Origin of the sequence: Pseudoalteromonas sp. Hal040, from assembly GCF_037162425.1 — a bacterium.
Lineage (GTDB): Bacteria > Pseudomonadota > Gammaproteobacteria > Enterobacterales > Alteromonadaceae > Pseudoalteromonas > Pseudoalteromonas gelatinilytica.
Window position 1 is genome coordinate 2,431,979 of record NZ_JARLUU010000001.1, and the last position, 20,510, is coordinate 2,452,488.

The following is a 20,510-nucleotide window of genomic DNA, read 5'->3' on the forward strand; positions in this document are numbered from 1 at the left end:
CTTTATCCTTTACAACTGTATTACCGCTCAACACCTTATAAATTTAACTTTTGCGGTGTTTTACAATCGTGTTCAAATTGGAATTTTTCGCTTACTTGTTATAAACGCGATACATCATTGAACAAAGCGAAACATGTTAAAAACAGAAGCAACAAGGCCCCCACTTTAAAACCAAATTCTTGCGTCTTTTCAGAGACCGGCTTTTTGCGAAAAAGTTCAATTATGTAATACATTAAGTGCCCACCATCTAGCACTGGCAGCGGTAATAAGTTAAATACGCCAAGGTTTACACTAATTAATGCTAAAAAGCTTAAAAATGCAACCAAGCCATAGCTTACGCTAGTTCCCGCACCAACTGCAATGCCCACCGGGCCACTTAAATTTTTAACCGACACCTGACCGGAAATTAAATTACCAATCATGTCAAAACTAAGGGTAATTAAACGCCATGTTTCTTGTATGCCCAGCACAATACTATCGACAGGGCCATAATGTCTAGTTTCAATATAGTTTTCTGGCCATGGCTCAACCACCGGAGACACACCTAAAAAGCCCTGAGCAACACCAGCATCATTGGTTCTACTTTGTGGCGTCACTGACAGCTCTTTTATACTATCTTGCCTTTGTACACTAAATTGTAAGGATTTGTTAGGTGATTGCTGAATTAGTGAAACTAACTCGGTCCAACTGCTGATATTTTCGCCATTTACGGCAATAATTTTATCTGTAACTTGTAAGCCAACAGCCTCTGCTGCCGAGCCTTTACTGATCATAGCCACTTCTAGAAGTGCTTTCGGGCGAAATGGCACAATGCCAATCGAGGTTAATGGTGGAACATCTTGTTGATCCAACTTCCAACCATCTAAATTTAATGTACGCACATGCTTTTGGTAGTTTTGATCACGAAGCGTTATGACAACACTTTGCTCACCTAAGCGACTCATAAGCGAGAAAGTGGCATCTTGCCAAGTGTTAATGTCGTCTTCACCAATTTTAATAATTTGCTGGTTTGGCTCAATATTAGCCGCAGCAGCACGGCTACCTTGAGTCACTTCACCCACCACAGGCTTTAATGACTGAACGCCCACCATATACATTACAGCAAGGGCAAAAATAGCAAATATGAAGTTTGCCATCGGGCCTGCGGCAACAATCGCAATACGTGCTTTAACTGATTTGGCATTAAATGATAAATGACGCTGCTCTGGCGGCACTTCATCTACACGCTCATCAAGCATTTTCACATAACCACCAAGTGGTATAGCTGCAATCACATATTCGGTTTGCTGTTTGTCGTACCATTTAACTAATGGCTTACCAAAGCCAATTGAAAAACGCAGCACTTTCACACCCGCTTTGCGCGCAACCCAGAAGTGACCATATTCATGCACAGTCACTAAAATGCCCAGAGCAAGAATGAATGAACCAAGATTCCAGAAAAAATCAAACATGCTAGTGGATGCCTCTTTTGACAAACTCAGTTGCTTTTAAACGTGCTGCTTGGTCGCAAGCTAAAATCTCATCAAGCGTTTGCACATTAATGTTTTGTGTTGCATTGAGCGTTTCAGCGTTAACGCGATAAATATCTGTGAAGCCGATTTGCCCACCTAAAAAGGCGGCAACGGCTATTTCATTCGCCGCATTGACCGTCGTTGTTGCACCTTGCCCCATTTCACACGCATCAATGGCAAGTTTTAAATTAGGGTAACGAGCGTAATCTGGCTTAGTGAACGTAAAGTCAGCCATTTGTGAAAAATCGAGCGGTTTGACACCGGCATCAACACGTTCCGGAAAGGCTAATGCGTGAGCAATTGGTGTGCGCATGTCAGGGTTGCCCATTTGCGCAAGCACTGAGCCATCTTTATATTGCACCATTGAATGGATAATACTTTGTGGATGGATCACTACTTCAATGTCGCTGGCATGACAGTTAAAGAGCCACTTGGCTTCAATAAACTCAAGGCCTTTATTCATCATAGTGGCTGAGTCGACAGATATTTTTTGTCCCATCGACCAATTAGGGTGTGCCACCGCTTCTGCTACAGTCACAGATGGTAATGTCGCTAAATCACGCGTTAAGAAAGGACCGCCAGAACCAGTAAGCAAAATTTTGCTCACACCATTGTCAGCAAGTAAACCCGATGCAGTTTGTAGCGATGCAGGCATACACTGGAAAATAGCATTATGTTCGCTATCAATTGGCAATAAGGTGGCGCCATGTTGTTTAACTTTATCAATAAACAACTGACCCGACATAACGAGTGATTCTTTATTTGCAAGCAGTACTTTTTTGCCGGCTTCAACCGCACTTAACGTCGGCAGTAGACCCGCAGCACCCACTATCGCCGACATCACAGCATCAACTTCAACGTGAGCAGCAAGTTCGCTCATCGCTTCAACACCTGCTAGTACTTCAGTTTTACACGTGCTGTTCGCGAGTAAGTGTTGAAGGGCTTTGGCTGCATGTTGGTCAGCCATAACAGCAAATTTAGGCTGATGTGCGATACACAGTTCAGCCATTTTTTCAGCGTTTTTACCCGCAGCTAATGCAAAAATTGCAAAGCGCCCTGGGTTTCTAGAAACAACATCTAAGGTGCTTAAACCGATTGAACCAGTTGCGCCTAATACGACAAGTTGCTCTACTTTGCTCATAAACTTAGTGTCCATGCGTAGCAAAGTACAAAGATTGGCGCAGCCGCAGTTAGGCTATCAATACGGTCTAAAATACCGCCATGACCAGGTAAACATGAACCGCTGTCTTTCAAGCCAACTTCACGTTTAAACATACTTTCTAGTAAATCGCCCACCGCTGAGAATAACGCGATAAATGCTGTCATTACTGCATAAATTGGCCACACAGCCATGTCAACATTGGTGAAGTGACAAAATACGAGTACAAAAATAATTGAGGCAACCACACCACCTAATAAACCTTCGATGGTTTTATTAGGGCTCACTTTAGGCATTAACTTGTGTTTACCTAGGTTTTTACCAGTAAAGTATGCACCAATATCTGCACTCCAAACGATACCAAGTACAACTAAAATCAGCATTGAACCAAAATGTGTTGATTCATTATACCCTGCACTGCGTAGGGTATTTAATGCAAGCCACAGTGGCACTAAGGTTAAAAAGCCTGCAATAGCACGCATGACAATGCCTTCATTCCATGCTTTAGCCATTGCTGGGTAGCGCCAAACTAAGTAAGTCGCCACAATCCACCAGGCAAATGACAGCGTAAATAAATAGTTTGCATCCCCCACTAATTGGCCATTTTGCCAAAGTGATTCAATCGGCCAATGCCAGTTGAGTAGTGCCAAAAACGCAGCCGTTGCTGCAACAAATCCAAAACGCTTAACTTTATCGCACAGGCCCATAAACGCAGACCATTCCCATGCACCAAGTAAAACAATACCGGCGGCGATATAACTAAATAGTGTTAATGGGGTATAAAAAACCAAAATAAGTGCAAGTGGTGCCAACACGAGCGAGGTTAAAATTCGTTGTTTTAGCAATGTGTGTACCTTCAACTAGTAATTAGGTCTCGGCGAGTAATTGTTTTATTTGTTCGCCTGTACAACCAAATCGTCGCTCTCTGGCAACGTAACATGCGATAGCGTCAGCAAATGCAGCTTCATTGAAGTCTGGCCAAAGCGTATCGGTAAAGTAAAGCTCAGCATAAGCCGCTTGCCATAAAAGGAAATTACTGATGCGTAAATCTCCGCCAGTGCGGATCATTAAGTCAAGTTCACCTTGATCGGCCATACTCATTTGTTCGGCCATTAGCTCTTCAGTAATGTCTTCTGCAGCCATTTCACCGGCTGCGACTTTTTTCGCAAGCGTTGTTGCGGCGTTAGTGATATCCCAACGACCACCATAATTAGCTGCTACGTTTAACTGTAGACCCGTATTATTACGGGTTAATTCATGGGCTGCATCAACTTTATTGCGCAAACCTTCTGAAAAGCGTGATAAATCACCAATTATGTTCAGCTTTACATTATTTTTATGAAGTTTTTTAACTTCTTTGCCCAAAACGAATAAAAATAGCTCCATAAGCGTATTTACTTCGTCCTCTGGACGTCGCCAATTTTCGCTACTAAATGCGAACAGTGTTAACGACTGTATACCTAAGCGAGTACAAAATTGCACTGATTGACGAACCGCATCAACGCCCTTTTTGTGCCCATAAACACGTGGGCGATTTTTCGCTTGCGCCCAACGTCCGTTGCCATCCATGATTATAGCGACATGCTTAGGCAAACTTTGCTGGGAAATTTTATCAGCGTTAAGAACCATAAATATCGAGTATTCCATAAAAAAACGCCGTCTAGTATACCCTAGACGGCGTTTCAAAACTAATAAATTTAGTTGCTGCTGTTCGCTTTCAGTATCAATGCCTGAAAGATAAACAGCGACAATTAGATTTCCATTAGCTCAGCTTCTTTCGCTGTTAACTGTGCATCCATCTCTTTGATGAATTTGTCAGTAAGCTTTTGGATCTCGTCTTCAGCTTGGCGTGCTTCATCTTCAGAAATATCTTTTTCTTTCAATAAGCTCTTGATATCGCCATTCGCGTCACGGCGGATGTTACGTACCGCAACACGGCCACCTTCAACTTCACCACGTACGATTTTGATAAGGTCTTTACGACGCTCTTCTGTAAGTGGAGGAAGTGGAACACGAATAACAGTACCCGCAGACATCGGGTTTAAACCTAAGTCTGAAGCCATGATCGCTTTTTCTACTGCTTGCGCTAGTGACTTATCGAACACGCTGATTGCAAGTGTACGAGAGTCTTCAATTGTTACGTTAGCAACTTGGTTTAATGGTGTATCAGCGCCGTAGTAAGACACTTGAATACCGTCAAGTAATGCAGGATGTGCACGGCCTGTGCGAATTTTAGATAATTGACTGCCTAGTGCCGCAACACTTTTTTGCATACGTTCTGACGCATCTTTTTTGATATCGTTAATCACGGTTCAATCCTAATCTATTTGCTAGTTTCATCTGAGGCTTGTGAAGAGATAAGCGTTCCTTCATCTTCGCCCATAATAACACGCTTAAGCGCGCCTGATTTATTCATGTTAAATACGCTTAATGGCATGTTGTGGTCACGCGCCAGCGTAAATGCAGCTAAATCCATAACCTTAAGCTCTTTTTCAATGATTTCATTGTAGCTTAAGTGGCGATATAGTGTAGCTTCTGGGTTTTTCACTGGGTCATCTGAGTAAACACCGTCAACTTTAGTCGCTTTGATTACAGTATCTGCTTCAATTTCAATACCACGTAAACACGCTGCAGAATCAGTCGTGAAGAATGGGTTACCTGTACCTGCTGAGAAAATAACAACACGGCCAGATTTTAATAGGCTGATAGCTTCTGCCCAGTTGTAAGCATCACATACACCGTTAAGCGGGATAGCTGACATTAAACGGCAATTTACAAATGCACGGTGTAGTGCATCACGCATTGCCAAACCATTCATTACAGTGGCAAGCATACCCATGTGGTCACCCACAACGCGGTTCATACCCGCTTCTGCCAATGAACCACCACGCAAGAAGTTACCGCCACCGATAACTAAACCTACTTCTACGTCGAGCTCTACAAGTTCTTTAATTTCTTGAGCCATACGGTCAAGTACTTTCGGGTCGATGCCGAAGCCTTCGTCTCCCATTAATGCTTCACCGCTAAGTTTAAGAAGAACACGTCTAAAAATAGGTTTACGATTGATAGTCATAATATTTGGGCCAGCCTTAGTAATGAGATAAAAAATAACCGCGCTATGGTTACACATAAAACGCGGTTATTTTAAAGAATTTTCATCAGTGACGCAAAAGCTAATAGCAGATTAATTTCATCTAATTGCCCTACGTCACTAACTTAGAAAATTACTCGCCTTTTGCAGCAGCGATTTGAGCAGCTACTTCAGCAGCGAAGTCTTCTTCTTTACGCTCGATACCTTCACCAACTTCTAAACGTACGAAGTTAGTAACAGTTGCGCCTTTCTCTTTAAGAATTTCGCCAACAGTTTTCTTAGGTTCCATGATGAAAGCTTGACCAGTAAGAGAGATCTCACCAGTGAATTTCTTCATACGACCAACAACCATTTTCTCAGCGATTTCAGCAGGCTTGCCTTCGTTCATCGCGATGTCGATTTGAACTGCTTTTTCTTTTTCAACAACGTCAGCTGGTACGTCTTCTGGGTTTACGAACTCAGGCTTAGACGCAGCTACGTGCATAGCAACTTGCTTAAGAGTTTCTTCGTCAGCGTCACCAACTACAACAACACCGATACGGTCGCCGTGGCGGTAAGAAGAAAGTTTGTCACCGTCGATGTACTCAACGCGACGAACATTGATGTTTTCACCGATTTTAGCAACTAGAGCAACACGTGTTTCTTCAAACTGTGCTTTAAGTGCTTCGATGTCAGCTTTTGATTCAACAGCAGCATCTAATACTTCGTTAGCGAAGCCAAGGAAGTTTGAATCTTTAGCAACGAAGTCAGTTTGACAGTTAACTTCAAGAAGAGCAGCGAAACCGTTACCTTCTTTGATTAAGATTGTACCTTCAGCAGCGATGTTACCAGCTTTTTTAGCAGCCTTTGCAGCACCGCTCTTACGCATGTTTTCGATCGCTAACTCGATGTCACCGTTAGTTTCAGTTAACGCTTTTTTACAATCCATCATGCCAGCGCCAGTGCGCTCGCGTAATTCTTTAACTAGGGCAGCAGTTACAGCCATTAGAATATCCTCAATTGAATTCTGTTATAGGGAAGCGGTATAGGCCGCTTAACAAGAATAACAAGTCTTCACCTCAAATAGATGAAGACTTGATGACAGCTAATTACTCAGCTTCTACGAAGTCGTCTTTCTCAGCTTGAGCAACGATGTTGTTCTCACGACCTTCAGTGATCGCAGCTGATACAGCGCCTGTGTAAAGTTGGATAGCACGGATCGCATCGTCGTTACCAGGAACGATGTAATCAACACCGTCTGGGTTAGAGTTTGTATCAACGATAGCAACAACAGGAATACCTAGGTTGTTAGCTTCACGGATAGCGATGTGCTCGTGGTCTGCATCGATAACGAAAAGCGCGTCTGGAAGACCGCCCATATCTTTGATACCACCAAGGCTCTTTTCAAGCTTTTCCATTTCACGAGTAAGCATTAACGCTTCTTTCTTAGTTAATTTCTCGAAAGTACCGTCTTGGCTTTGCGCTTCAAGGTCTTTAAGACGCTTGATTGATTGACGAACTGTTTTCCAGTTAGTCAACATACCACCTAACCAACGGTGGTTTACGTAGAACTGCTCGCTTTGAAGAGCTGCTTCTTTAACTGCTTCGCTTGCTGCGCGCTTAGTACCAACGAAAAGTACTTTACCTTTGTTAGAAGCTGCGTTCGATAAGAACTTAAGTGCTTCGTTGAACATTGGTACAGTTTGCTCTAGGTTGATGATATGAACACGGTTACGAGCGCCGAAGATGAAAGGCTTCATCTTAGGGTTCCAGTAACGTGCTTGGTGACCAAAGTGAACACCAGCTTGAAGCATATCGCGCATTGAAACGTTTGCCATTTGTATAATCCTCTATAATTTAGGGTTAGGCCTCCACATATCCCATAGCACCAACACCGTAGTTAATTTGTAACTTAAGTGCACCCAAGTGTATGTGACGATACGTGTGTGTGTTAAAATAAAATTGTGTTTGCCTTAAATACAAAAAATCAGTTAAGAATTTATTTGTAAAAAGACGGCGCGCTTTATACCATATTAAAATTGAAAACTCAACGTCTAGTGCAAAATTTGTGCACTGAAAACTGACCTGAAAAACAACTTTGGAGCCTCAATGAGTGCTGTGATCAAGACCCCTGAAGAAATCGAAAAAATGCGTGTTGCCGGGCGCTTAGCCGCCGAGGTACTTGAAATGATAGAACCGCATGTGGTGCCAGGTGTAACCACAGATGAACTAAATACAATTTGTCACGATTATATCGTTAATGTTCAAGATGCTATTCCAGCACCGCTTAATTATCACGGTTTCCCAAAATCAATCTGCACCTCAGTGAACCATGTTATCTGTCACGGTATTCCTAACGACAAACCACTTAAAGAAGGTGACAGCGTAAATATTGATATTACGGTGATCAAAGATGGCTATCACGGCGACACATCTAAAATGTTCCATGTGGGCACACCTAATATCCAAGGCAAACGCCTTGCTGATATCACACAAGAAAGCCTTTACCTTGCAATTAAAATGGTAAAACCAGGCGTTCGCCTAGGTGATATTGGCGCTGCAATTCAAAAATATGCAGAAAGCTTTAACTATTCAATCGTACGCGAATACTGTGGTCACGGTATTGGTGCTGAGTTCCACGAAGAACCACAAGTAATGCACTATGGTAAAGCTGGAACTGGCGAAGTGTTAAAAGCGGGTATGTGCTTAACAATCGAGCCAATGGTTAATGCTGGTAAGCGCCAATGTAAGTTACTTAAAGATAACTGGACAGTTGTAACAAAAGACCGTTCATTGTCTGCACAGTGGGAACACACCCTGTTAGTGACTGAAAATGGTGTTGAAATTTTAACGCTCCGATCAGATGATACTATCGACAGGATCATCGAACACTAGGAGCCAGCCCCTGTGGCATTACCCAATAAAGTAAAAAAGTTGCTCAGCCAAGCTGAGCAACTTAGCGATTATCGCGACTGTTCTAGTTATTTTTATAAATGGCTACAGAACGAATTCTCAAAACAACCCGTTAGCAACTTAATTAATGCCCGCGCTGAGTTTATCGACCGCCTATTAATTAAATTGTTTCACGATTACGACCTTGCTCACGAAAGTGACTTAGCCCTAATTGCTGTGGGCGGCTATGGTCGTGGCGAACTGCATCCCTACTCCGATATCGACTTTATGCTACTGGTGAGTGAACAGCCAAGCGAAGCCGTGTGTGAGAAAATTGGCCAGTTCGTCACCATGCTTTGGGATCTTAATTTAGAAATTGGTCACAGCGTTCGCACCATAGAACAAGCATTAGAACAAAAACGCGAAGATGTGACATTTGCTACCAGTTTACTTGAGAGCCGATTAATTTTCGGTAATCACATCGAATTCGAAAAATTAAAAAATCATTTAATTGATTCGCCAATTTGGCGCTCAGACGAATTCTTTTTGGCGAAAGTACAAGAACAAAATCTACGCCATAGAAAATGCCATGGTACGGCTTATAACCTTGAGCCAAATATCAAAGAGAACCCAGGTGGCCTGCGCGATTTACAAACCATTATTTGGGTTGCTAAAAAGCACTTTAGAGCCGAAACATTACAAGAGCTGATCAATCACGGCTACCTCACCCATGAAGAATATCAAGAACTACTAGAGTGTTTAGAAAACCTCTGGAATATTCGTTTTGCACTACACCTAGCTGCGGGGCGCTCTGAAAACCGTTTGCTGTTCGACCACCAACCTCATGCGGCAGAAATTCTCGGCTTTGGTAGTGATGGTAAAGCTTCGGTTGAGCGCATGATGAAACGCTTATTCAGGATCATGAGTCGCGTACGTGAGCTTAACCAAATGCTGCTTTCATATTTTGAGCAAAGCATTTTACCAGGTGCCGGTGAGCTACCTGTCATTGAACTTGATCGTAACTTTGAGCGCATTGGCCATCAAATTCGTGTAAAAAATCCGTCGGTGTTCTTCCGCCGGGATCAGCTATTTGTGTTGTTCGAGCATATTGCTGATAACCCTGAGATCACCCATATTTACCCAAGTACCATACGTACAATGCGCCAAGTGCGTCGTCGTTTACTGGGTGATTTACAAGATTACGCCGCCTGTCGCGAAGCTTTTTTACGCTTAATAAAACACCCTAACGGTATGGGCCGTGCATTTACGCTAATGCACAAGCACGGCATTATTGCCGCCTACTTACCACAGTGGCGAAACATCTTCGGGCAAATGCAGTTTGATTTATTTCATGCCTATACCGTGGATGAGCACACCCATAAGCTTATTAACAATATTTATAAGTATTTTGATAAGTCAAAAGTAAGCGAGTTTCCACTTTGTAGTGAAATCGTCACCCGCATGGATAAACCTGAGTTACTTTATTTAGCCGGTATATTTCATGATATCGCCAAAGGGCGCGGCGGCGATCACTCAGAGCTAGGCTCAGTTGATGCGATTGCGTTTGCTAAATTGCACCGCTTCCCATCATCAGACGGTAAGCTCATCTCTTGGTTAGTAGCTAATCACTTACTTATGTCGGTCACAGCGCAACGTAAAGATATTAATGACCCTGATGTGATTAAAGACTTTGCAAGCAAAGTAAAAAATGAGCGTCAGCTCGATTACTTATACTGCTTAACGTTGGCCGATATTCGCGCGACCAACGATAATCTGTGGAACGATTGGAAAAACACCCTACTCCGTGAGCTGTATTTGCACACCCAGCGAGCACTGCGCTTAGGGCTTGAAAATCCAATGGACCAACGTGACCAAATTCGAGATAAAAAGCAGCAAGCTAAACAACGCTTATTGAACCACGGCTGTAACGAAGATCAGATCGACTTAATTTGGAGCCGCTTTAAAGCCAATTACTTTACCGCTTTTAGTGAACAACAAATTTCGTGGCACACAGAACACTTATTAAATTGTGAAGATTTAAGCCTACCAAGCGTGACCGTATCTGACACCGCAATGCATGGTGGTACGCAAGTGTTTGCCTACAGCCCTTACTCGGGAAGTTTATTCTCCCGTCTTGTGAGCGTTATTGGTTCGAAAAAAGCGCAAATTCAACATGCACAAGTGTTAACCACTAAAGATGGCTACGTGCTGTTTAGCTTTGTTATTTTAGAGGTTAATGGTGACCCAATTGCAAGTAACCGAGCACAAGGTATTAAACGCGCTTTAGAACTGGCGATTAGCGATCCGAAAAAGAAAATTCGCATCAAAAAGAACCGCTCACAGCGCTTCAAAGATTTTAATATCAAACCAAAAATTGTGCTTAGACCGCATGCGCGTAAAGATCGCAGCTTAATTGAAATTCAAGCGGTGGATATTCCGGGTCTACTAACGAAAATTGCGGAAGTATTTCAAGCACACTTATTACATATTCATGCCGCGCGGATCACCACTGTTGGTGAGCGTGCAGAAGATTTCTTCGTGGTATCAAATAATGAATACCAAGCATTAACAGACGAAGAACAGGCTAAAATTCATCAAGCATTGCGTAAAAAACTCAACGCAGAAACCGAATAAGAGGATCTTATGTCAGATTTAAAAACCATGATCGAAAACGCCTGGGACAACCGCGATAGCATCAGCCCAAGCACAGTATCAAGTGAAGTTAAACAAGCAATTATCGACGCGCTTGAATTACTTGATAGCGGTGCTGCGCGTGTTGCTGAAAAAATCAGTGGTGAGTGGGTTGTACATCAATGGTTGAAAAAAGCGGTGCTACTGTCTTTCCGTATTCGTGATAACCAACCAATGAGCGATGGTGTTAATCAGTTTTACGACAAAGTACCCCTTAAGTTTAGCGACTATACACCAGAGCAATTCCAACAAGGCGGCATGCGTGTTGTGCCAAATGCTGTGGCACGTAAAGGCAGCTTCGTAGGTAAAAACGTGGTGCTAATGCCATCTTATGTCAACATTGGCGCCTACGTTGATGAAGGTACGATGGTTGATACATGGGCAACGGTTGGCTCGTGTGCACAAATTGGTAAAAACGTTCACTTGTCGGGCGGTGTAGGCATTGGTGGTGTACTTGAGCCACTACAAGCTAACCCAACTATTATTGAAGACAACTGCTTCATTGGCGCACGCTCTGAAATTGTTGAGGGCGTTGTGGTCGAAGAAGGTGCGGTTATTTCAATGGGTGTTTACATCAGCCAAAGCACACGTATCTATGACCGTGAAACTGGCGAAATCCATTACGGTCGAGTACCAGCAGGTGCGGTTGTTGTTCCAGGCTCTCTACCGTCAAAAGATGGTTCGCACAGCCTATATGCTGCCATCATCGTGAAAAAAGTTGACCAGCAAACTCGCGAAAAAGTAGGTATTAATGCCCTACTTCGCTCGATTGATGAATAACAAAGCTGGGCTGTAAGCCGTCAGCTTTAAGTTTGAGATAAGAAGCGCGATGCTAGCTAGTTTCGCGCTTTTTTATTCATCGTAATGCAATGATTTTTAGCTAGTTTGTTGAGATATACTCACAAATATGTTTTAGTATAAAAAACAAACAAAAAATAATAGTAAAAATGTTCAAGTCTTTTCGGAGTTTTACCCACACGGAATTATTTTATTACACAGGACTATTCTATCTTGTGGCAATCATACTGTTTGCATCACGTAGCTACCTATACGAATTTTTTGTCACCGACACGAATTCACATCGCACTGAGGTCAAAGAGCTTGAAGTTGCTTTAACATCGCATGTACATAAAAGATATGTTTTTGAAGCATTGCAAACGACCTTAGATGGCCTTACAACACCCGATCGAGTTGCAGTTAAAATCCAGTGTTATACAGCTTTCTGTGATGTTAGTTTCACAAACCCGTTTATCACCATTAACGACCACAATCACTACAGCGCAGAAGTAAAACGTGTGTTTGAGCAAAATGTTGCTTCCCTTCACCGAAAAGATACGACTCACTAGTTTCAGGCGCTATAACTTAAGGCTTAAAACTTAAAGCTCCCCAGCTAAATTGTTACATCTTATTTCAAATACACACTTTATCGCTTAATTACGGCTATTCAGCGTTACTCCTGACATACATTTCATTTACCTCACTGGCACTTTTTTTACATCGCACTACAATGCACACAAACTGATTTTGGAACACACACAATGAATCTGACACGTAGTTCGCTGAAAAACCCTGCGAGTGTTATTGTCATCTTGGTGTTGATTATGTTGTTTGGCATGTTGAGCATTTTTAAGCTGCCAATTCAGCTCACACCAGATATTGAGCAACCGCAGATCACTATTTTCTCTGGTTGGCGCCAAGCTGCACCTGAAGAGATTGAATCGGTGATCATTGAGCCGCTTGAGAACGCAGTAAAAAACACCCCGGGTGCGCTAGAGGTTAATACTTACATTAACCGTGGCAATGGCTCTATCACGTTGACTTTTGCTGTTGGGCAAAACATGCAACAGGCCATGCTTGATGTGTTAACTAGCCTTAACCAAGCGCCGCCTCTGCCGTTAGATGCATTTGATCCTGTGGTATTTGCTGGCGGTAATAATGGGGAGGCCGCAGCAACGTTACTGGTCACCCCGAAAGATTTTAATAGCGACAGCCTTGATTTAGACATGGCGCAGTTCCAAAAACAAATCGATGAATTTGTTGAGCCCCGTTTGGCACGTATTCCTGGTGTTGCCCGCGTTGATTTAGCCAGTGAACGACCAAAAGAATTACGTATAACCTTTGACCCTCACAAAGCCGCAGCACTTGGCGTCAGCCTTGACCAAATCAGTAACGTATTAGCCAGCTCACGCGATACTTCGGGTGGCCTTGCCAATGTTGGCCGCCGTCAATATACCGTACGCTTTACTGGGCAATATGATTTATCGAGCATGGCACAAATGCGCGTTGGCTATTCAGGCGACAGACCCATTTACCTTGGCGATATCGCAAGTGTAGAGCGCACTTTCTCTGACCGTTTAGGAATGAGTGGTCGAAATGGTAAACCCGCCTATTACATTCGTATTTCGCGCGCTAACGAAGCCAACACCGTTGCCCTACTCGACGAAATTAATCTTGCCATTAAAGAACTAAACGAAGGGCCGCTGGCTGAGAATGGCTTATCGATTGAATTAAGTTTTGATGCCTCAGTGCATATTCGTAATGCTTTGTCGTTGGTTAAAAGTAACTTAGGATTGGGTGTTTTACTGTCGTGTTTAATCTTGTGGCTGTTCTTTAGGGGCTTAAAGGCCACGTTTGTGATTGCAGCGACAATTCCTGTCTCTTTGTTAGTTGCGTTTTTAACGTTGAATATTTTTGACCGCAGCTTAAATGTTATTTCACTGGCGGGCCTTGCCTTTGCTGTTGGCTTAGTACTTGATGCCGCCATCATAGTGCAAGAAAACATCGCAAGGCTAAGAAGCGAAGGCTTTGATACTAAAAAAGCCGCGCTAAAAGGCGCAGCTCAAGTAACAGGCGCTTTATTTGCCTCAACCACCACCAGCGTTGCTATCTTCTTGCCAATTTTATTTATGGCGGGTATTGAGGGGCAGTTATTCTCTGACTTGGCGCTCACCTTATCCATTGCAGTTATTGCCTCTATGATTTGCGCAATTACACTTATTCCGTTAGCTAACCACTTTTGGCCAGACAAAGAGCTCAAAGCGGATCCTTATCGTGAATATTGGCATAAGCTGACCAACTTTATCATGGCGCTTACCAATACCCGCGTTAAACAAATAGTATGGATAGTGTCGTTATTGGGTGGCTCAGTCGTTGCGACCATGACCATGCTCCCGAAAACTGATTTTATGCCGCGCGCACCAACCGATGGCTTTTTCTTTAACTTAAATACCCCGCCAGGCGGCAATGTGCAGTTTATGGAAGAAGAGCTGCTGATGCGTATTAAAAAGCGCTTAATGCCTTATTACATAGGTGAAAAAGAGCCGGGGATAAAAGATTTTAACTTTTATGCGTTTGGTTCGAATGCTGGCGGCTTTATTTATTCTGCCGATCCGCAACGTGTTGAAGAATTAATGAAGGTCGCCCGAGAAGAGATCTTCATTGATTTGCCCGACACCCAAGTATTCTTCTTTAGAGGGTCGATGATCCAAGTTGCTAATGGCGGTGATGGTCGCAATATCAATATCGATTTAACGGGCCCGAATATGGACGAGCTAATAGCGGGTGCTAATGTGGCGCTGCAAGCTGTCACCGAAGCAATGCCGAATGCCACTGCAAGGCCACAACCACGACTCGATATGGCAGAGCCAGAACTTAGGCTCACACCCAATGACCGTCGTATAACCCAAGCAGGGCTAACTCGTCGTGATGTGTCTCAGGCAGTGCAAGCCTACACAGGTGGGTTATTTGTTAATGAATACTTTGATGGCAACGAACGCATGAACGTGATTTTGCGCGGCATACCGTGGCAAACTCCAGAAGAGCTTAAAGCCCTTCCCATTGTGACCCCACAATCAGGTATTCAAACCTTAGGCGAACTTGCCAATATTGAGCGCACCGTGGGGCCAACCCAGCTTAGACGTGTTAATGGCCGCCGTACCGTGAGTATTGTTGTCACGCCACCAGCAGACATGAGCTTGCAACAAGCGCAAACTATTCTCTCAGAGCAAGTTATGCCAAAAGTTCGTGCAAGCTTGCCTGACAGCTCTGGCGCGATTTTGGCGGGTAACGCACAAAAGATGAATTCGGCCATGCAAGAAATGACAATCAACTTTATCTTGGCTCTGTTTATTTTATTCTTGCTAATGACCGCATTGTTTAAGTCAGCCAAAGACAGCGCGTTAGTTTTGCTGGTCATGCCATTGGCAATTGCAGGCGGTGTACTGGCTTTATTTGTACTTAACTTATTTACCTTCCAATCGCTCGACTTACTGACCATGATTGGCTTTATTATCTTGCTGGGTCTGGTGGTAAATAATGCCATTTTATTGGTTGACCAAACCCGTGTTGCGATGGCCGCAGGACTCAGTCGAGAAGACGCCGTTCGTCAAGCTGTGCTGCTGCGCGCAAGACCCGTATACTTGAGTACCTTAACCAGCTTATTTGGCATGCTGCCACTGATGCTAATGCCGGGGGTAGGATCAGAAATTTACCGTGGTCTTGCCACTGTGATCGTCGGCGGCATGGCCATTAGCGCCCTATTCACCCTGATATTAATGCCAAGTTTATTGCAACTTGGCAGACAACTGCCGCCTGTTAATAACAAACAGCAACCAGAAAAAACGCCTTTAAGCTTGGTATCGAATCAATGAGTATTAAAACAATGAACACACCTTTTCGTAAATTAACCGCTCGCTTTTGTGCGCTATTCAGCCTTATCGCATTTAACGCCTTTGCAGTCGTACCAGTTACAGTAGAAACCGTCACACAAGCTCCGCTGACAAGTGAAATTGAAGTTAGCGGCACTTTGTATGGCAAAGATGATGTAACCCTAACAGCGGGCGTTAGCGGCCGTTTATTATATGTTGTTGAGCCAGGTACTCTGGTTAAAGGTGGCGATACCCTAGTTCGTATGGACACCTTACCGCTTGAACTTGAAAAAGCACGCCAGCAAGAAATGCTCAATCGCGCCAAAATAAACCTACGCTTATATCAACAAGAGCTCGCTCGTTTACAAAAACTCGCCAAAGCCAGCAGTGCTGCAGCAAGCCAAGTCGATGATATGCAAAATAAGCATGACCTTGCGTTATCTGATATCGCACTGGCTAAGGTTGAATTAAAAGTAATAGACGATCAGCTTTCGCGTGCAACGGTTCGCGCCCCATTTGATGGCGTGATCAGCGAGCGTTTTAAACGCGCTGGTCGCGAAATAAATCGTGCTGATGAACTGGTCACCCTGCTTGATATTAATAACTTAGAGGTGCGTTTGTACGTGCCTGTTAAATACTTAAAGTTTTTACACAAAGACATAGAGTTACCAATTCAAGCCGGCGACTTATCAGCCCCTGATATGACAACAGCCACCGTAACAGCGGTGATCCCATCAACCGATCCGCGTTCACAAACCGTAGAAGTACGTGCCTTACTACCAAATGATGCCGAGCAAACATGGGCAATTGGCCAACTGGTAGATGTAGCCGTGCCACTAAAAAGCAAAGGGGATGTACTACTGGTGAATCGCGATGCGCTGATCTTACGCAAAAAAGGCACCCATATTGTCAAAATCGACAACGACAACAAAGCCCTGCAAATTCCCGTAAAAGTCGGTAATGGCAAAGATAAACTGGTTGAAGTCACCCCGACTTCTAACATCACTTTAAATGCGGGCGATAAAGTGGCAGTACGCGGCGCCGAGCAACTACAAACCGGACAAGAAGTAGAAGTTCAGGTAAAGCAATAACTGTTAGGCTTGAGATGACTGCCAGCTATTTAATATTTTAAGAGCTGGCAGTTATGACTACTTTAAAGATGAATGCCAACATTTTTTAAGAGAAATTTTGCTCATAGCGTCAAACACTTCGCTTTATTGCAAACAGCCAACCCCTTTTAATGAAATTTCTTGAGTATTCGCGCCACTTTGGTTTTTATGTTGAATGATCAAACGCGAATCTTGGCTAGTAAAGGTAAAGGTTCCGAGCCAAGGTAGCTGGGCTATGGGTTGCATGTGGTAAAAACCATTGGCATCAAAGCATATAAATGAGAACTCATGATGTACCGGTGCAAATACGCCATAATCAGCGGTAAATACAGCAATGTTGTCTTGCAGCATAAAATGTTTCGCTTGCGTGCCCGCTACTAAATACCAAAAGCATATTGCTGTCATTATCACCACCTGTAAGCCGCCGAGTAAAAAGACTGAAAATTTAATAATACGGGTCGATTTACTGGCTTCCATATAAAGGCGTTTTGCTTTAAGTAATAACCAAAGCCCAATAGCAACCATAGTGAGCTTTACAATCATCAGCGCTACGCCTATTTGGTACATCAGTTTAGGGCTGTGCCATTGAATACCAAATGTTTGCGGGATAAACAAACTATCAATTAGGGGCAGTAAAATGAGTAGGAATGGCAGAATAAGCGCTTTGTTTTTCATTATTTACTTTTCTAGTGTTCTCGCAAAGATAAGAGCCTAATGTTAATTCTTGGGCTCTAAAAAAGCAAAAAGGCGCAACCTGAGGTTACGCCTTTTATCGTTCTGGGCAGAACTTAAAATTTACAGTGCAGCGAATACATCGTCTGTTTTAGCAGCACAGATAAAATCATTTTTGTGTAACCCTTTGATAGAGTGGCTCCACCAAGTAACGGTTACTTTGCCCCACTCGGTTAACAGACCTGGGTGGTGGCCTTCTTCTTCAGCCATATCGCCCACTTTATTAGTGAACTCAAGTGCTTGCTTGAAGTTTTTAAACTTGTAAACACGCTCTAATTGCATAATGCCGTCGCGCACTTCAGGAACCCAATCTGGGATCATTTTGATCAATTCTGCTAATTCAGCATCAGATACTCTAGGCGCATCCGCACGACACGCTTCACACTTTTGTGTGCTTAATGAAGACATTATAAATCCTTAACTTGCTAATTTTTCTTTAGGAGGAAACTTTGGCTCATGTAGCCCTAATTCTTTTGCTTTACTCACCAGCGACATGATATCCATTTGTGAAATATCAAATAAGTCATTGATTGAGTTAATGGTGTAGTACACAGGCTGCATAATATCAATACGATAAGGTGTACGTAATACATCAAGCACGTTCATCGCATTGATTTCTGGCTTATCTGAGTACACGTATTGTGTTTCGCCTGGGCTTGATAAAATACCACCACCATAAATTCGCAGACCTTGTTCGGTTTGCATTAAACCAAACTCAACAGTAAACCAGTAAAGGCGTGCTAAATAAACACGATCTTTCTTTTCTGCGGCATAACCTAACTGACCATATTTGTGTGTGAACTCAGCAAATGCTGGGTTGGTAAGCATGGCACAATGGCCAAAAATCTCGTGGAAGATATCTGGCTCTTGTAAGTAGTCAAACTCTTCACGGCTGCGAATAAAAGTCGCTACTGGGAACTGCTTGTTTGCTAATAATCGAAAGAACTCATCAAAATCAATCAGTGCCGGAACAGGCGCAACTTGCCAGCCCGTTGTTTCGAGTAACACTTCGTTGAGTTCACTAAGTTGTGGAATACGATCTGTTGGTAAATTAATTTTCTTAAGGCCTGCTAAATATTCATCACAGGCTTTACCTTCTATGCAAGCGAGTTGGCGAGCAACTAGCTCAGACCATATTTTATTTTCTTCTTCGCTCCAATGGATAACCCCATTTTCATCAGGTTGCTTGGAGGTGTAATTACTTGCTTTAGCCATAATAACCTTCTTCGTTAAATCTTGATCAGCATTGATCAGAATCTCATTAACTTGTTAAGCCGATACTATGTAAAAGTAAGCGAAATTTTAATAGTTAAGGCTGTTTCTAAGGTTTGCAGAAACAGCCTTAACGTAAAGTTTGAATTACACCAAAAGATCGAAAAGTTTACACACCACGTTTTTAAAGGGTTGAAACCAGATCTTTATGTAAACTTAAAATTACAACCTAACCAATGAATGTAAATGCAGTTTTAAGATCGTTAATAATGTCGTTAACATCCTCTAGGCCAACTGATAATCGAATTAAACCATCACTGATCCCTGCTGCTGCTCTTTCTTCAGGTGTATAAGGCGAATGTGTCATCGATGCAGGATGTTGAATGAGGGTTTCAGCATCCCCTAAACTGACAGCAAGCGTGCAAAGCTGGGTGTTATTTATAAATGTTTCGCCATCTTCAAGGCTGCCTTTTATTTCAAAGGCAATAACACCACCAGCGGCTCTCATCTGTGAGCCAATAAATTGATGACCCGGATGTGATTTAAGCCCAGGGTAATAAACTTGGCTAACTAACGGGTGTTGCTCTAAATATTCAGCAACTACTTGTGCACTAGCACAGTGGCGCTCCATGCGTACAGCAAGGGTTTTTAAACCGCGATTAATTAACCATGCATCATGAGGACTAATCGTTGCACCAATATCTTTTAGCACCGTCATTTTGATTAGGTTGATATGCTCCTCTGTGCCGCATACAAGCCCTGCCACCACATCACCATGGCCATTTAGGTATTTAGTTGCACTGTGTACCACAATATCAATACCAAACGAGGTAGGTTGCTGTAGCAGAGGCGTTAAGAAGGTATTGTCGATAACGCTTATCAGCTGATGCTGCTTGGCAACATCGGCAATTAAACTTAGATCAAGCACCGCCATGGTCGGATTAATTGGCGTTTCTGCAAAAATCATTTTTGAATTGGCTTTAACCGCGCCGCGAAGTTCAGCTTCATTGGTCATATCAACAAAAGTGACTTCGATACCAAAGCGCGGCAACATGTGAGCAAAAAATGCAAAGGTACAACCGTATAACGCGCTTGATGCGACTAGGTGGTCACCTTGTTGTAAAAAGCTAAGCACAGACGCAGACACCGCCCCCATACCGGTCGCTGTGGCAGCCGCTGCTTCACAGTTTTCTAACTGAGCCACTTTTTGTTCTAGCTCTTGCGTTGTCGGATTGCCTAAACGGGTATAAATAAAGCCCTGCTCTTCACCAGCAAATCGGGCTGCACCTTGGGCTGCATTAGCAAAAGAGAAGGTAGAGGTTTGGTAAAGTGGCGCACTCAGTGCGCCATGTGGGTCATTTGGTTTTTCTGGACCATGAATACATTGTGTATGTAAGTGATGCTTAGTCATTGTGTGTTCTCGTTTTTATTATCAGTACTTCATACTCATAAATAAAACGTAGATACCCACAATGCACAAGCATGCCG

General features: G+C 43.2%; 18 protein-coding genes. 6 read left to right on the forward strand and 12 right to left on the reverse strand.

All coding sequences use genetic code 11. The features are described 5' to 3' along the window. Nucleotides 1-98 precede the first annotated feature (98 nt). The 8 genes from rseP to rpsB form a co-directional block, all read right to left on the reverse strand. On the reverse strand, nucleotides 99-1,451 hold the full coding sequence (gene rseP, locus P4S60_RS11255; protein WP_337116020.1) for a sigma E protease regulator RseP: 1,353 nt from the start codon (nucleotides 1,449-1,451) through the stop codon (nucleotides 99-101). Nucleotide 1,452: 1 nt separating this feature from the next. Next, on the reverse strand, nucleotides 1,453-2,652 hold the full coding sequence (gene ispC, locus P4S60_RS11260; protein ID WP_337116021.1) for a 1-deoxy-D-xylulose-5-phosphate reductoisomerase: 1,200 nt from the start codon (nucleotides 2,650-2,652) through the stop codon (nucleotides 1,453-1,455). Beyond that, complete coding sequence (locus tag P4S60_RS11265) at nucleotides 2,649-3,515, reverse strand: phosphatidate cytidylyltransferase (RefSeq protein ID WP_337116022.1); 867 nt, start codon at nucleotides 3,513-3,515, stop codon at nucleotides 2,649-2,651. The genes ispC and P4S60_RS11265 overlap by 4 nt, the downstream gene beginning before the upstream one ends. A 22-nt stretch (nucleotides 3,516-3,537) precedes the next feature. Further along, entirely contained in the window at nucleotides 3,538-4,317 is a 780-nt protein-coding gene (locus P4S60_RS11270; protein ID WP_054553120.1) for an isoprenyl transferase, read from the reverse strand. A gap of 104 nt (nucleotides 4,318-4,421) precedes the next feature. Continuing rightward, complete coding sequence (gene frr / locus P4S60_RS11275) at nucleotides 4,422-4,979, reverse strand: ribosome recycling factor (RefSeq protein ID WP_063706848.1); 558 nt, start codon at nucleotides 4,977-4,979, stop codon at nucleotides 4,422-4,424. A gap of 14 nt (nucleotides 4,980-4,993) precedes the next feature. Then, a complete protein-coding gene (pyrH, locus tag P4S60_RS11280; RefSeq protein WP_063707209.1) occupies nucleotides 4,994-5,743 on the reverse strand; it encodes a UMP kinase in 750 nt (249 codons plus the stop codon). Between the two features lie 151 nt (nucleotides 5,744-5,894). After that, entirely contained in the window at nucleotides 5,895-6,746 is an 852-nt protein-coding gene (gene tsf / locus P4S60_RS11285) for a translation elongation factor Ts (RefSeq protein ID WP_063706846.1), read from the reverse strand. 103 nt (nucleotides 6,747-6,849) lie between these two features. Continuing rightward, nucleotides 6,850-7,578, reverse strand: coding sequence for a 30S ribosomal protein S2 (rpsB, locus tag P4S60_RS11290; RefSeq protein ID WP_054553123.1), 729 nt, complete (start codon nucleotides 7,576-7,578; stop codon nucleotides 6,850-6,852). Between the two features lie 247 nt (nucleotides 7,579-7,825). On the opposite strand from rpsB, the gene map reads away from it, so the two are divergent. The 6 genes from map (at nucleotide 7,826) to P4S60_RS11320 (ending at nucleotide 17,060) form a co-directional block, all read left to right on the forward strand. Further along, complete coding sequence (gene map, locus P4S60_RS11295; protein ID WP_267894590.1) at nucleotides 7,826-8,635, forward strand: type I methionyl aminopeptidase; 810 nt, start codon at nucleotides 7,826-7,828, stop codon at nucleotides 8,633-8,635. A gap of 12 nt (nucleotides 8,636-8,647) precedes the next feature. Further along, nucleotides 8,648-11,266, forward strand: a complete 2,619-nt coding sequence (gene glnD / locus P4S60_RS11300) for a [protein-PII] uridylyltransferase (RefSeq protein ID WP_105181520.1) — start codon at nucleotides 8,648-8,650, stop codon at nucleotides 11,264-11,266. A gap of 9 nt (nucleotides 11,267-11,275) precedes the next feature. Beyond that, the gene (dapD, locus tag P4S60_RS11305; RefSeq protein ID WP_054553126.1) at nucleotides 11,276-12,103 is read left to right on the forward strand and encodes a 2,3,4,5-tetrahydropyridine-2,6-dicarboxylate N-succinyltransferase; all 828 of its coding nucleotides are present in this window, start codon (nucleotides 11,276-11,278) and stop codon (nucleotides 12,101-12,103) included. A gap of 233 nt (nucleotides 12,104-12,336) precedes the next feature. Further along, a complete protein-coding gene (locus P4S60_RS11310; protein ID WP_337116023.1) occupies nucleotides 12,337-12,669 on the forward strand; it encodes a hypothetical protein in 333 nt (110 codons plus the stop codon). A 192-nt stretch (nucleotides 12,670-12,861) separates the two neighbouring features. Continuing rightward, on the forward strand, nucleotides 12,862-15,972 hold the full coding sequence (locus tag P4S60_RS11315) for an efflux RND transporter permease subunit (RefSeq protein ID WP_337116024.1): 3,111 nt from the start codon (nucleotides 12,862-12,864) through the stop codon (nucleotides 15,970-15,972). A gap of 11 nt (nucleotides 15,973-15,983) precedes the next feature. Then, nucleotides 15,984-17,060 carry an efflux RND transporter periplasmic adaptor subunit gene (locus tag P4S60_RS11320; protein WP_337116857.1) on the forward strand — a complete coding sequence of 359 codons (1,077 nt, stop codon included), beginning with the start codon at nucleotides 15,984-15,986 and terminating at the stop codon, nucleotides 17,058-17,060. 123 nt (nucleotides 17,061-17,183) lie between these two features. On the opposite strand, the gene P4S60_RS11325 is transcribed toward P4S60_RS11320, so the two are convergent. The 4 genes from P4S60_RS11325 to megL all read right to left on the reverse strand — a co-directional run bounded on the left by P4S60_RS11325 (nucleotide 17,184) and on the right by megL (nucleotide 20,433). Next, complete coding sequence (locus P4S60_RS11325; RefSeq protein ID WP_337116025.1) at nucleotides 17,184-17,753, reverse strand: hypothetical protein; 570 nt, start codon at nucleotides 17,751-17,753, stop codon at nucleotides 17,184-17,186. Between the two features lie 120 nt (nucleotides 17,754-17,873). Next, the gene (locus P4S60_RS11330) at nucleotides 17,874-18,218 is read right to left on the reverse strand and encodes a 4a-hydroxytetrahydrobiopterin dehydratase (protein WP_337116026.1); all 345 of its coding nucleotides are present in this window, start codon (nucleotides 18,216-18,218) and stop codon (nucleotides 17,874-17,876) included. A gap of 9 nt (nucleotides 18,219-18,227) precedes the next feature. Beyond that, the gene (gene phhA / locus P4S60_RS11335; RefSeq protein WP_054553132.1) at nucleotides 18,228-19,025 is read right to left on the reverse strand and encodes a phenylalanine 4-monooxygenase; all 798 of its coding nucleotides are present in this window, start codon (nucleotides 19,023-19,025) and stop codon (nucleotides 18,228-18,230) included. 226 nt (nucleotides 19,026-19,251) lie between these two features. Continuing rightward, complete coding sequence (gene megL / locus P4S60_RS11340; protein WP_337116027.1) at nucleotides 19,252-20,433, reverse strand: methionine gamma-lyase; 1,182 nt, start codon at nucleotides 20,431-20,433, stop codon at nucleotides 19,252-19,254. Nucleotides 20,434-20,510 lie beyond the last annotated feature (77 nt).

Bases quoted from the DNA above. Each gene is read 5' to 3' on its own strand.
- rpsB (WP_054553123.1), bottom strand. From the start codon at position 7,578: ATGGCAAACGTTTCAATGCGCGATATGCTTCAAGCTGGTGTTCACTTT.
- P4S60_RS11320 (WP_337116857.1), top strand. From the start codon at position 15,984: ATGAACACACCTTTTCGTAAATTAACCGCTCGCTTTTGTGCGCTATTC.
- phhA (WP_054553132.1), bottom strand. From the start codon at position 19,025: ATGGCTAAAGCAAGTAATTACACCTCCAAGCAACCTGATGAAAATGGG.
- megL (WP_337116027.1), bottom strand. From the start codon at position 20,433: ATGACTAAGCATCACTTACATACACAATGTATTCATGGTCCAGAAAAA.
- pyrH (WP_063707209.1), bottom strand. From the start codon at position 5,743: ATGACTATCAATCGTAAACCTATTTTTAGACGTGTTCTTCTTAAACTT.
- P4S60_RS11315 (WP_337116024.1), top strand. From the start codon at position 12,862: ATGAATCTGACACGTAGTTCGCTGAAAAACCCTGCGAGTGTTATTGTC.
- dapD (WP_054553126.1), top strand. From the start codon at position 11,276: ATGTCAGATTTAAAAACCATGATCGAAAACGCCTGGGACAACCGCGAT.
- P4S60_RS11270 (WP_054553120.1), bottom strand. From the start codon at position 4,317: ATGGAATACTCGATATTTATGGTTCTTAACGCTGATAAAATTTCCCAG.
- P4S60_RS11330 (WP_337116026.1), bottom strand. From the start codon at position 18,218: ATGTCTTCATTAAGCACACAAAAGTGTGAAGCGTGTCGTGCGGATGCG.
- tsf (WP_063706846.1), bottom strand. From the start codon at position 6,746: ATGGCTGTAACTGCTGCCCTAGTTAAAGAATTACGCGAGCGCACTGGC.
- rseP (WP_337116020.1), bottom strand. From the start codon at position 1,451: ATGTTTGATTTTTTCTGGAATCTTGGTTCATTCATTCTTGCTCTGGGC.
- ispC (WP_337116021.1), bottom strand. From the start codon at position 2,652: ATGAGCAAAGTAGAGCAACTTGTCGTATTAGGCGCAACTGGTTCAATC.
- P4S60_RS11325 (WP_337116025.1), bottom strand. From the start codon at position 17,753: ATGAAAAACAAAGCGCTTATTCTGCCATTCCTACTCATTTTACTGCCC.